Genomic DNA, 12,920 nt, shown 5'->3' with positions numbered 1-12,920 from the left:
AGGTGGAATTTTCATGTCAATGGAGCTAGTTTAGGCTTGACGGTCAAACTGCACATTGCCTCTGAAATTATAGGAGCCGGCAGGCAGTATTGTTGCTGGTAATGGTGAAACAAAGTGTTTAACAGGTTTTTCATAGAGATCACTGAGATGGACAAGTTTGAATGCAAGATCTCAGCCTGTTGTGCCTAAAATATCGGGTTTGTGGCTAAAAATTTATTGCGCCGGGTCGATTAACAGCACCCGTGCATTCGGGCTGGACCATAGCAATTTTGCTGTTTGGCGCAGTCGGGTTTGGATGATGGTTCGGTGTAACTCAGGCAGGCGGCTGAGATAGCGGGCATCGCCGTAGCGGCGGTGGCTGGCGGCCAGCCGCTCCAGCCATATTTCGGGATTTTGTTGCCGCTTGGCTTCCTGTTCGATAAAAAGTTGTTGCAGATTATCGGCCTCGGTTTTGCTGATATTTTCGGGGAGACTTTCCAATATTTGCCGGGCAGTTTGCCAGGCTTCGGCAGCCTGTTCGGGGCGGGTGCTGAAAAACAGGTTGCTTTCTACCCGGTTGTAAACGGGTTGCGGCCGGGCGGTAAATTTTACGCCGTAGGTATTTTGGTTGCGGCTGCGCAGCGCATCTTTCAGGCGGGCGTTGGCGAGATTGACCAAAAGCGGAATCTGCTCGGAGGTGTCGGGTGTCCAATCATAGAACGGCTGCCACGACCAAGCGTTGATATCCGTACCGCCGGTGTCGTTAATTGCAGCACGGCGCAGGGTGCTGCCTTTCAACAGTTCGACAGGGCGGTTTTCGGCGGCGCGGCGTGGAATATCGGCCAGATATTGCGCCAAAAGCGGTTTGATTTTTTCAGACGGCAGGCTGCTGGCCACATAATAGGTTGTGGGTGCCGAAGAAAGCTGTTTCCAATGTTGCAGCAGGTCGGTTTCGGTGAGTGCGCGTATTTCGCTGCTGTTTTGTGCCCGGCTTTCCGGGCGGCCGTAGCGCAGCAATTCCAGTTCTATTTCCTGCCGTCCGGGAACGGATTGCAGGTAAACGGGGTGGCGCAGGGCGGCGGTTTCGATCACGTTTTGCCAAGGCCCGGCAGATGGGGCTGTCTGGCGGCTGCGGTAAAGTTGCAGCAGGGCTTCGAGTGTTTGTTTCGGGGCTTGAATATCGGTGGTTTGATGGTCGTTTTCAAGGCGGTAACGGTAGGTGATGCCTTGCTGCTGCTGCCATTGTTTGAGCGAACGGCCGCCGAAATCAGCGGGCGAAGAATGTGAAACTGCACCGGCCGCCAACTGAGCCTGCCACTCGTTAAGGCCGTTTTGCCGGTAACCGCCCTCAGATACAGCTTTGAAATAGATCTTGCTGCCTGCCACGGCTTTTTGCAGCAGCACGGCTTTGTCGCCGTTGCTGAATTGCAGATAGCTGACTTTATTGTTGCTGTCAAAACTCTCCGACACGATTCTGCCTTGCCCTGTGTGCGGCGGAAAAGTGTTTGCGGTCGATCGGGCGGTTGTCGCGGCAGCAGCAGGCACGGCAGCACGGTTATCGGGTTTGCGTTGTAGTGCCGCAATAGGGTTGCTTGATTTGCCGGCAAGATCAAGTGTGTTTTCGGGGGCTTGAATCACGGTAAGCCGGTCGGAAGCAGTCAGCCAGGCGGCGATGCGTTTATTTACGGCGGAGGCACTGATTCGGTAAAGCTGGCCTCGCTCGAGGGTTTGATTGTCGGGTGTGGGGACGGGTTTGTCTGAAAGAACGGTGTCGTCAGCCAGCTGCACGATTTGGGGCAGGTTGTCGGGCAGGGCGGGAATGGTGTTCATATGGTTGTGCAACACCTTGCGGTAGGCGGCGGTTTCTTCATTGCCGGCAGGTTGCAGACGGATGGTTTCCACGGCGTTGTTAAGCAGATTGAGTGCCTCCTGCGCGCCTGTGGCAGCATCGGCATAAAATATCAGCGAGCCGGTTTGTTTGCCGATGTTGCCGAGTTTGAATGATACAGACGGCTCCGTATTTTGCAGACGGAGGTTGACGATATGGGCGGCGAAGTTGTCCAGCAGGCGGTGGTAATAGCCTTGGCTGCCGCTGCTTTGCGATGGGGTGTTGTGAAAGCGGTAAACCAATGACAGTTTGGTTTCGGTGTTGTCTTTATCGTGTATGTGTTCGGTGCGCGGTGTATCGGTGAGTTTGGGTTCGTATTCACCGGCTTCGCGTTCAGGCAGCGCGATGGGTTTCAGACGGCCTAAGTTTTCTTTGATGGCGGCCGCAGCTTTTTTAGGATTGATGTTGCCTGCCACTACCAACACAGCATTATTGCTGCCGTACCATTTGTTGTGGAAGCGGCCGGCAGTAGCCGCCTGCGCGGTTTCGATGGCGGTTTTGCTGCCGATGGGGGCGTAGCGCGCACTGCGCGAGCCGCTGTGCAGCAGGGCGTGGTATTGCCGGTTTAAGCGGTGTGGGAGTGTTTGCTGCCCGCGCCACTCGCCCAGCACAACCTGCTGCTCTTTAACCCAGTCGGCCGGAGAAAACGTTTGGGGGGTGAGAATTTGCCGGTAAACGGCCAGGGCCTGTTCAAGCTGCCGTCTGCCGTAGGGCGGTGTCAGCATATAGCGGGTATGGCGGTAGCCGGTTTGGGCATTGTAATGCCTGCCCATCTGCCAGCCTTCGGCATTGAGGCGGTTGCCCAAACCCTGCGGGAATGCCGGCGAGCTTTGGAATACCATATGTTCGGTGATGTGTGCGATACCTTCTTCGCCTTCGTTTTCATCGGCAGCGCCCGCGTTGATTTGCAGGCGAAGCACCAGGCGGCGCTCGGCGGAAGGCACTTTGAAAATATGATATGCCAAGCCGTTGTCGAGTGTGCCTGCGGTATATTCGGTTTGGGCGGCACGCGCAAAGGCGATGGAGAGGGCTGCTGCGGCAAACAGCAGTAAACGCGGGAATAAGAGCATATTGTAATGTGTCGGTTAACGCCCTGCGGCAGGCGGCGGGGCGGTGTTGTTATGGGTGTGGCAAATCTGTTTTGTTGCCGTTGCGGCGTTGCTGCGCTTCGGTTCGGAGGCAGCGGTTTAAGCCGCCGAAGCGGCAACAGAGCCGGTTTTGTGCGCTCTGTATTGCCTGCGGCTTACTTGGTGCCGGAAATGCGTGATCCACTATTGCAGATTAAATATAAGCGGATACGGCATGGCTCCGACTTTGTATTGCTGGCAGTGTTAAGGCCGGTTGCCTTGTTTTGTTCGATTTCTTCCGCTGCATTTTATTTTGCGGCAGAAATTGCCGGCGCAAATTTAGCTGCTTTAGGCTGCATTATGCCTGTTTTTAATTATATTGAATACACAAGGCCGTCTGAAAACAAGAAATTGCAGTTTCAGACGGCCTTGTGCAGCCAATTAACCAACATTGTGGTGCCTTATTCAGGCAAGCAGTTGCGGAAACAGGGCTTTCAGGCCGGCCACGATAATTTCCACCGATACCGCCGCCAGCAGCATGCCCATGATGCGGTTGAGAATGGTCAGGCCGGTGTCGCCCAGCTTTTTGCTTACGCGGGAAGCCGCTGCCAACACGGTGTAGCAGATCAGGCTGATAATCAGGCCGGCGACCAGTATCGACAAAATATCCCGATAGCTTTCGGCGGCCGAGGCGTAAATAATCACGGTTGAAATGCCGCCGGGCCCTATCATCATGGGAATCGCCAGCGGCACCACGGCAATGGCGCCGATATTCTGCATCTGTTTGGGGCGGATGGTGATATCGTTGCTTTCATCGGTGCCGACATCGGGCTTGGCGGGGTTGCTGCCCTGGTTCATCATCGAAATGGCAATCAGCAGCACCAAGATGCCGCCGCCCACCTGAAACGCGCCGACACTGATGCCGAAGAGCCGCAAAATCATGCCGCCGGTGAGGGTGAAGGCGGCAATGCCGATAAAAACGGTGAGCGAGGCTATCTGGGTAACCCTGCGCCGCTCGCGCTTGCTCAGATTGCGGGTGAGGTCGAGATAAATCGAAAGCGCGCCGAAGGGGTTGATCAGCACCATAAATGCCAAAATCAGCTTGCCGATTTCCATGCCTATCATAAGGGTTCCTTGCGTTGTGTGGTTTCAATGTTTTTATACAAAGCCATATTCTATTGGAGTGGCATAACCCTGCCGCCTGCCTGCTGGTTGCTTTTTAGTGGTGGGTGTGGTTTTTTCTGCATATCTGCTCATTTTTTAATTAAAGGTTTTTTTTATGAAGACTTGTAAAATCTTTACACATTCTGCCGGCCGCTATGAAGCGGTCAAGCAGGGTTGGTCTTGGCCTGCATTTTTCTTTGGTGCCGTTTGGGCTTGTGTGAAAAAAATGTGGCTTCTGGGCGTGGGGCTGCTGGCTGTGTTTTTTGTATTGGGTGTTGCGGCAGGCGGTAACGAATCTTTAGATAACCTGAAGATAACCTGATTAATATACTACTCAGCCTAGCGGTCAGCATCGTATTCGGCATACACGGCAACAGACTGCGCGAACGCAATCTGCTCAAGCGCGGTTATTTGCAGATACCCGAATCGGTTTCGGCACCGAATCCCGAAGCGGCGGTGGCTCTGCATATTTCAAATAATGAAAAACAAGCCGCCCGGCAGAGGCCGGAGCAGAAACGTAACCTTGAGCATGGATGCAGGCCTGCGCTGCGGCTGTTTCCACGGGCGGCTGCCTGCTTTCTTTAACACCGCATCCAATATATTTTCAGACGGCCTTTGATAAGGCACAGGCCGTCTGAAAATAATCTGATTGTTTGATCATCCTTTATTCTTCGGCGGGCATTCTTCGGCAGGCAGACTGGTTACCGCCGCTGGTTGCTGATGCCCATCAGCAGGGCGAGCACCACCATGATCGACAGCGTGGCGGTGCCGCCGTAGCTCACCAGCGGCAGCGGCACGCCCACCACAGGCAGTATGCCGCTGACCATGCCCATATTGACGAAAGCATAGCAGAAAAACGTCATGGTGAGTGCGCCTGCCAGCGTGCGGCTGTAGAGTGTGGGGGCTTTGGCGGCGATGTAGAGGCCGCGCCCGAGTATCAGCAGATAAATCACCAGCAGCAATATGTTGCCGATTAAGCCGAATTCTTCGCCGTAAACCGCGAAAATAAAATCGGTGGTGGCTTCGGGGATATAGTCGAGATGGGTTTGCGTGCCGTTGAGCCAGCCTTTGCCCCAAACACCGCCGGAGCCGATGGCAATCATCGACTGCAAAATATGGTAGCCCGCGCCGAGCGGGTCTTTTGTGGGGTCGAGCAGGGTGAGCACGCGCGTTTTTTGATAATCGTGCATACCGTAGTGCCAAATCAGCGGCAGCGCGGCCACAAAGCCGGCAACGGCGGCAAAAATCACCTTCCACGGCAACCCGGCAAAAAACACCACAAACAGCCCCGAAGCCATAATCAGCGCGGCGGTGCCGAGGTCGGGCTGCTTCAGAATCAGCGCGCCGGGCACCAGCACCAGCGCAATGGCGGCCAAATAGTGATACCAGCGCAGCGACATTTCATAACGCTGGAGAAACCACGCCACCATCATGGGCAGGCCGATTTTCATGATTTCAGACGGCTGAATGCGCACCACACCGATATCGAGCCAGCGTTGTGCGCCATTAACGGTAATGCCGAAAAAATGCACGCCCAACAGTAATACCACCCCTGCGGTATATACGGGCAGGGCAAACACCGCCAGGGTCTGCGGGTGGGTTCTGGCGATAAACCACAGCAAAACAAAGCCCAACACGGTGTGCAGGGTTTTGTTTTCAAGCTGACCGATATCCTGCCCGTCGGCAGAATAAAGCAGAAACAGGCTCATAATGTAAACCGCCAGCATGGCATAAAACAGCCACGGATCCATAGGCTGCCATATGGTGCGTTTGATTCTGTCGAACAGCGTGTCTTCGTTGATGTTCAAGGTGTCGCTCCCGAGGCCGTCTGAACGTTGCCGGCTGTGGCGTAAGCCTGTTGGAACACCGATGCTGCCGGCGGAGAGGCGGGGGCACCGGTTACGGTTTGCGGGGTGTTTTCCTGCTGAGGGGCGGAAGTGCCGGCAGCCTGAACGGCTCCTGCCGGCACACGGCCTGCTTTCAGAGTGAGAAGGTAATAATCGCTCAGGCTGCGCGCCAGCGGTGCGGCACTGGCTCCCCAGCCGCCGTTTTCCAGCAGCACGGCAATGGCGATTTGCGGTTTTTCAACCGGTGCGAAAGAAATAAACCAAGCGTGGTCGCGGTGCTGCTCGGCCAGCGCGGCGGCGTTATAACGCGCCCCCTGTTTAATCTGCACCACTTGGGCGGTGCCGGTTTTGCCGCCCATGGTGTAGGGCAGGCCGTGGCCGATACGGTGGGCGGTGCCGCCCGGCTGCAGCACTCTGGCCATCGCCTGTTTAACGTATTCGAAATTGCTCTGTTTGAACGGAATGCTGCGCTCGGGTTTGGGGCTGATGAGTGTGATTTCGCGCCGCTCGTGATTGATCAGCTCTTTGACCAAATGCGGGCGGTACACTACACCGTCATTGGCAAGAGAGGCGGTGGCATGGGCCATCTGAAGGGGGGTGTAGGCATTATAGCCCTGGCCTATGCTCACCGAAACCATTTCAGACGGCTGCCATTGGCGCGTTTTAGGGTCTTTCGATTTGGCAAACCGTTTGGCTTTCCATTCGCGCGAAGGCAGAATGCCTTTGTATTCATTGGGCAAGTCGATGCCGGTGGGCGAACCCAAGCCGAATTCGGCCAGATAGGGAGCGGTTTTGTCGATGCCCAACTCATAGCCCAGGCGGTAGAAAAACGTGTCGGAGGATACTTGAACCGCTTTACTCAAATTGGCCGAACCGTGGCCTCGGCGTACCGAGTCGCGAAACAGGTGGCGCGAGCCCGGAATGCTCCACGCGCCCGGGGCGGGCACCACCGTGGTTTGGGTGATTTTGCCGCTTTCGAGCAAGGCCATGCCCATAAACGGCTTGAAGGTGGAGCCGGGCGGATACAGGCCTTGTGTTACACGGTTGATCAACGGCCGCTGCCAGTCTTCATTAAGGGCTTTCCAAGTGTCGCTGTCGATGCCGTCAATAAACAGATTGGGGTCGAACGAGGGTTTGGACACAAAGGCCAACACGCCGCCCGTTTGCGGGTTGAGGGCGATAATTGCGCCGCGGCGGCCGTTCATCAGGCGGTCGGCTTCTTGCTGAAGGCGGATATCCATTGCCAGCCGCAGCGTTTGGCCGGTTTTGGCCGGCACGGTTTTCAAAACGCGCACCACATGTCCGTAAGCATCTTTTTCTACTTCCTGATAGCCGGGCGTGCCGTGAAGCTGGCGTTCGTAAAAGCCCTCCAGCCCCGATTTGCCGATATGGGTGCTGCCACGGTAGAGCGAAACAAGGCTTTCTTCTTCAAGTTTTTTTTGGTCGCGGTCGCTGATACGGCCGATATAGCCGAGAAAATGGGCCGTCAGCTCGGGGTAGCGGTAGTTGCGGAATGTGCGTGCGTTGATTTCCACGCCCTTGAAACGGTAAAGTTGGGCAGAAAGACGTGCAGCTTCATCGGGTTGCAGTTTGAGTTTGAGCGGAATATTCTCAAAAGAACGGTATTCGGCGCGGAATTTTCTGAAACGCTTCAAGTCGCCCGGGGTGATGTCCACATACGCCCGCAGGGCTTCGATGGTGTCTTCTGTTTTGCCCTTGATCTCTCCGGGCACGATTTCTAAAGAATAGGCCGGATAGTTGCTGGCCAGCACCACGCCGTTGGTATCGATGATTTCGCCGCGTATCGGCGGGGTGGGCACCAAAGAAATACGGTTGGTGTTGGCTTGGGCCACATACTCGTGGTGTTTGAATACTTGCAGATACACAAACCTGCCCAAAAGCAGGGCAAACAAAACCACCATCAATGCAAAGGCCAACACCAGCCGCAACATAAAATCGCGCTGTCTGCTGGCCACATCGTGATCGTGGCCTGTATATTGGTAGAGGTTGTTGTCCATCAGCGTAAACGGCGTGAGTTAAGCAGGCCGAGCATCACTTTGCTCAGCAGAGGCCACAGCAGCGCACCGACAAACGGCGCGGCAAAGCCCTGCCAATCGGTGAAACGGTGGTCGTGCATCAAGCGTATCAAAGCCATCACCGCCTGATTGCAGAGCAGGGCGCACAACACTGCCACCGCCTGTATGCCGTAGCTGTGCACCATAATCTGCCGTTGCCGCTGCTGCACCAAAAACACCATCACCATATACGACAGCGCGTGCAGGCCGAGCGGCGCGGCGGTGCCGACATCGGCCAGCAGCCCCACGGCAAACGCAATGCCCACACCGACCGACTGGGGTTTGTATAAAGCCCAATAAAGCAGCACCAATGCGGTAAATTCGGGTAGCCAGAAAAACGTTTCAAACGGAAACGGCATAAAATCCAACAACATGGCAAGCATGAAGCCGGATACGGTAATGCGTTTTGGCACGCGGCTGTGAAATTCTTCGGAATCAGTCATGGCTGGAATTAAAGGGCAGGAGGCTGCTGTTGCGGCAGCACCAACACATATTTGCTGCTTCTAAACCCCGAAAGCGGCTTCAGGCCTACCCGGTAATAAGGCGTGCCGTCAGCGCGGGCAACCTGTTCTACCTTGGCTACGGGAATGCCTTCGGGGTAAACGCTGTCAAGGCCGGAGGTGAGTAAAACATCGCCGGGGCGCAAGTCGGCATCGGCGGGAAAATAACGCAGGCTGACTGCACCGCCGCTGCCGTAGAGCAGGCTGCGTACGCCTGTACGCGCCACCATCACCGGCACGATGGTTTTACTGTTGGTCAGCAGCGTCAGCTCGGCAGAAAAAGGCTGCACCTGAGTAATCTGGCCGATAAGCCCGTTTTGATCGATAACGGCATCGCCTTCCTGCAAACCGCTGCGCCCGCCTTTATTGATAATCAGCTTGTCAGACAGCGGATCTTTGCTGTTTGAAATCACTTCGGCACCGCCGCTGATGCGGATACCGCTTTGTTGCAGGCCGTACAGCTTTTTCAGCTCGGCCAGCTCGCGGGTTTGCACAGACAAGCGGGCATCTGAAAGTTTCAGACGGCCGTTTTCTTCGTTCAGGCGTTTGTTGTCGGCCATGAGGTTTGCCTGCGACTGCATAAACCCGGCCACATAGCGGTAAAGGTTTACCGGTTGGTTGGCCAGCCATTGCAGCGGATAAAGCGTGGTAGCCGCATAGCCTTTGGCGTGTTGCACGGCGGCATAGCGGTTATCGAGCAGCATCAGCGCCACACCGGCAATGGAGAGCACAATCAGCTTGCTCAGCGGCTTCATGCCTTTTTGGGCGAAATTCAACGACGGTTCAGACATAATCTTTCAGACGGCCTGCTGCAGTGGTTTGGCTGTTAAGGGTTGACCACAAAAATCGAATTCAGTTTGCCGATCATATCCAAAGCCTTGCCCGAGCCGCGCGCCACGCAGGTGAGCGGATCTTCGGCAATCATCACCGGCAGGCCGGTTTCTTCGGCCAGCAGACGGTCTAAACCTTTGAGCAGCGCACCGCCGCCGGTCAGCACCAAGCCGCGTTCGGCAATATCGGCACCCAGTTCGGGCGGCGTTTGCTCCAAAGCGTTTTTTACCGATTGGACAATTTGGTTGAGCGGCTCGGTTAAGGCTTCCAACACCTCGTTGGAGCTGATGGTGAAGGCACGGGGAATGCCCTCGGCCAGATTGCGGCCTTTCACTTCGATTTCATTGACTTCCATGCCTGGAAAGGCCGAGCCGATTTTGGTTTTGATTTCTTCGGCGGTGGCCTCGCCGATCAGCATGCCGTAGTTGCGGCGCACATAATTGATGATGCTCTCGTCAAACGCATCGCCGCCCACGCGGATAGAGTGCGAATACACCACGCCCGAAAGCGAAATCACGCCCACTTCGGTGGTGCCGCCGCCGATGTCCACCACCATGCAGCCGGTAGGCTCCTCAATCGGCAGCCCCGCGCCGATGGCCGCGGCCATCGGCTCTTCAATCAGGTTTACGCTGGATGCGCCTGCCGCCAGCGCCGAATCGCGGATAGCCTTGCGCTCCACCTGGGTCGAACCGCAGGGCACGCAAATCACGATGCGGGGCGCGGCTGCAAAACGGCTGTTGTTCACCTTTTTGATAAACTGCTTGAGCATTTTTTCGGTAACGTTGAAATCGGCAATCACACCGTCTTTCATCGGGCGGATTGCCTGGATACTGCCCGGGGTGCGTCCCAACATTTTCTTGGCTTCGGTGCCTACGGCTAAAATCGCGCTTTTGCCGTGGGCGGCATCGTTCTGCATGGCCACCACCGAAGGCTCGTCCAACACAACCCCTTTGTTGCGGATATAAATCAAGGTGTTGGCCGTGCCCAAATCAATAGCCAGATCATTGGAAAAATAGCGGGTGAGAAAGCGAAACATAGACATTTCCTAATGTGGATATATTTTGTTAAACAATAAAAAGATAATGGCGGCACAGCTTTTTCAGACGGCCTTTTGTTATTAAAATGCTCGGAAATCACCATGCCGAAAGATTGGGTTTCGGTTATAATCGCCTGCTGAGCGGAGCAATAACCGGATAAACGCGTAATAATACCCCAGTTTCGGTATTTGCAGAATTAATTTTAAGGATTTTTTATGGCACTCACCCTGAGCGATGTAGAGAAAATCGCCCGTCTTTCCCGCCTGAGCCTTACCGATGCGGAAAAAGCGCAAAACCTGAAAGAATTGAATGACATATTTTCATTAGTGGAAAAAATGCAAACCGTAAACACTGACGGTATCGAACCGATGGCACACCCGCATGAAGCCGCCCTGCGCCTGCGCGGAGATGCCGTAACCGAAACCGACCGTGCCGCCCAATACCAAGCTGTTGCGCCCGAAGTGCGCAACCGTTTGTATATCGTTCCCCAAGTGATTGAAGATTAAACCGTTTAATTTTTCAGACGGCCTGCTGCACCTGAATCTTGAGGCCGTCTGAAAAAGTTGGAAACCGCGAAATGACCGCATACACCCTCAAACAAGCCGGCCAACTGCTGCAGGCCAAAAAAATTTCCGCAGTCGAGCTCGCCCAAGAATATCTGGCCGCCATCGATGCCGCAAACCCCGCCATCAACGGTTACATCACTTTAGATAAAGAAAAAACTTTGGCTGAAGCCCAAGCCGCCGATGCGCGCATTGCCGCCGGCAACGCCACCGCGCTGACCGGCGTTCCGATTGCCTATAAAGATATTTTCTGCCAAACCGGCTGGCGCAGTGCCTGTGCCAGCAGAATGCTCGATAATTTCGTGTCACCCTACACCGCCACCGTGGTGCAGAACCTGCTCGATGCCGGCATGGTTACGCTCGGCCGCACCAATATGGACGAATTTGCCATGGGCTCCACCAACGAAACTTCGTTTTACGGTGCCGCCAGAAACCCGTGGAATCTTGAAAACGTGCCCGGCGGCTCGTCCGGCGGTTCCGCCGCCGTGGTCGCCGCCCGTTTGACACCCGCTGCGCTTGGCTCCGACACCGGCGGCTCCATCCGCCAGCCCGCCTCACACTGCGGCATCACCGGCATCAAGCCCACCTACGGTATCGTTTCCCGCTTCGGCATGGTCGCCTATGCCTCCAGCTTCGACCAGGCCGGCCCGATGGCGCAAACCGCCGAAGACTGCGCGATTTTATTAAACAGCATGGCCAGTTTCGATACGCGCGATTCCACCAGCTTGGAACGCGAAAAAGAAGACTACACCCGCGACTTAAACCGGCCGCTCAAAGGCTTGAGGGTCGGTTTGCCGAAAGAATACTTGGGCGCAGGCAACAGTGCCGATGTTCAGACGGCCTTGCAGGCTGCCATCGATTTGCTCAAATCGATGGGTGCCAAAATGGTGGAGGTTTCCCTGCCGCAAACCGAATTATCGATTCCCGCCTATTATGTGCTCGCTTCTGCCGAAGCCGGCACCAATCTGTCGCGCTATGACGGCGTGCGCTACGGCCACCGCGCCGCCCGATTCGGCGATTTGGAAGAAATGTACAGCCACACCCGCGCCGAAGGCTTCGGCAGCGAAGTGAAGCGCCGCATCATGATCGGCACTTATGTGTTGAGCCACGGTTATTACGATGCCTATTACCTGAAAGCGCAAAAACTGCGCCGCTTGGTCGCCAACGATTTTCAGACGGCCTTCACGCAATGCGATGTGATACTCGCGCCCACCGCACCGACCACCGCGCCCAAACTCGGCAGCGATATCAACGACCCCGTGCAGATGTATTTGAGCGACATCTACACCATCGCCGTCAACCTCGCCGGCCTGCCCGCGCTGGCCCTGCCCGCCGGTTTCGGTTCAGACGGCCTGCCCGTGGGCGTGCAGTTAATCGGCAATTATTTCACCGAAGCGAAAATTTTGGGGGCAGCGCATCAGATGCAGCTGAATAGCGGTTGGCATAGCAGAATGCCTAAATAAAAAAATGACTTTATTTTATTGAAGGAGAAACTATGCACGGAAAAGTTAAATGGTTTAATAAGATAAAGGGTTTGGCTCGATTATTGGTGAAGACTCCAAAGAGTATTACTACGACTCCAAAGAGTATTACTACAATGTAAGAGATGTTCAAGGTGCAGACTTGCCTGAAAATAATGGTAATGAAGTGGCATTCGAGCCTTCTCAAAATAAATGCGGCTTAAAAGCGGTTGAAGTAAAATTATTGGCAAAAAATAAGGGGCTGTACTAGATAACTAGGGAAATTTAACTTCAGGTTAGAATAATCCCTATGAGAAAAAGTCGTTTAAGTCAGTACAAGCAAAACAAACTGATTGAACTATTTGTTGCAGGTGTTACCGCCCGCACAGCGGCGCAATTAGTTAGCGTCAATAAAAATACCGCTGCCTATTACTTCCACCGTTTGCGCTTACTTATCTATCACAACAGCCCGCATCTGGAAATGCTTGATGGTGAAGTAGAAGTTGATG

Annotated in this window: 9 protein-coding genes and 2 pseudogenes; 4 read left to right on the top strand and 7 right to left on the bottom strand. The window is 54.9% G+C overall.

The window, feature by feature from the left end:
• Positions 1–213: 213 nt before the first annotated feature.
• A complete protein-coding gene (locus tag IR141_RS07010; RefSeq protein ID WP_135035133.1) occupies positions 214–2,937 on the bottom strand; it encodes a M16 family metallopeptidase in 2,724 nt (907 codons plus the stop codon).
• Positions 2,938–3,399: 462 nt separating this feature from the next.
• The gene (locus IR141_RS07005) at positions 3,400–4,059 is read right to left on the bottom strand and encodes a MarC family protein (RefSeq protein ID WP_135035130.1); all 660 of its coding nucleotides are present in this window, start codon (positions 4,057–4,059) and stop codon (positions 3,400–3,402) included.
• 154 nt (positions 4,060–4,213) lie between these two features.
• Here IR141_RS07005 and IR141_RS07000 point away from each other — a divergent pair.
• Positions 4,214–4,566, top strand: a pseudogene (locus IR141_RS07000) (DUF2628 domain-containing protein); the annotation flags it as partial.
• A 233-nt stretch (positions 4,567–4,799) separates the two neighbouring features.
• Here the strand turns inward: IR141_RS07000 and rodA are convergent.
• From rodA to IR141_RS06975, 5 genes are read right to left on the bottom strand one after another with little or no spacing between them, the layout of a single operon-like run.
• The gene (gene rodA / locus IR141_RS06995; protein ID WP_135035195.1) at positions 4,800–5,849 is read right to left on the bottom strand and encodes a rod shape-determining protein RodA; all 1,050 of its coding nucleotides are present in this window, start codon (positions 5,847–5,849) and stop codon (positions 4,800–4,802) included.
• Positions 5,850–5,902: 53 nt separating this feature from the next.
• Positions 5,903–7,963, bottom strand: a complete 2,061-nt coding sequence (gene mrdA / locus IR141_RS06990; protein WP_135035127.1) for a penicillin-binding protein 2 — start codon at positions 7,961–7,963, stop codon at positions 5,903–5,905.
• A complete protein-coding gene (gene mreD / locus IR141_RS06985; protein ID WP_135035124.1) occupies positions 7,963–8,463 on the bottom strand; it encodes a rod shape-determining protein MreD in 501 nt (166 codons plus the stop codon). The genes mrdA and mreD overlap by 1 nt, the downstream gene beginning before the upstream one ends.
• A gap of 8 nt (positions 8,464–8,471) precedes the next feature.
• Positions 8,472–9,311, bottom strand: a complete 840-nt coding sequence (mreC, locus tag IR141_RS06980) for a rod shape-determining protein MreC (RefSeq protein WP_135035121.1) — start codon at positions 9,309–9,311, stop codon at positions 8,472–8,474.
• Positions 9,312–9,346: 35 nt separating this feature from the next.
• Complete coding sequence (locus IR141_RS06975; RefSeq protein ID WP_135035118.1) at positions 9,347–10,387, bottom strand: rod shape-determining protein; 1,041 nt, start codon at positions 10,385–10,387, stop codon at positions 9,347–9,349.
• Positions 10,388–10,603: 216 nt separating this feature from the next.
• Here IR141_RS06975 and gatC point away from each other — a divergent pair, with 216 nt between their 5' ends.
• The 3 genes and pseudogenes from gatC to IR141_RS06960 form a co-directional block, all read left to right on the top strand.
• Positions 10,604–10,894 carry an Asp-tRNA(Asn)/Glu-tRNA(Gln) amidotransferase subunit GatC gene (gatC, locus tag IR141_RS06970; RefSeq protein ID WP_135035115.1) on the top strand — a complete coding sequence of 97 codons (291 nt, stop codon included), beginning with the start codon at positions 10,604–10,606 and terminating at the stop codon, positions 10,892–10,894.
• Positions 10,895–10,965: 71 nt separating this feature from the next.
• Positions 10,966–12,414, top strand: a complete 1,449-nt coding sequence (gatA, locus tag IR141_RS06965; protein ID WP_135035111.1) for an Asp-tRNA(Asn)/Glu-tRNA(Gln) amidotransferase subunit GatA — start codon at positions 10,966–10,968, stop codon at positions 12,412–12,414.
• A gap of 307 nt (positions 12,415–12,721) precedes the next feature.
• Positions 12,722–12,920: pseudogene (locus IR141_RS06960) on the top strand (IS1595 family transposase); the annotation flags it as partial.

The organism is Neisseria sp. 19428wB4_WF04 (genome assembly GCF_015235335.1).
GTDB lineage: Bacteria > Pseudomonadota > Gammaproteobacteria > Burkholderiales > Neisseriaceae > Neisseria > Neisseria musculi.
Note: the sequence above shows the minus strand (reverse complement) of the source record. Positions and strands in the feature narration are given on the sequence as shown.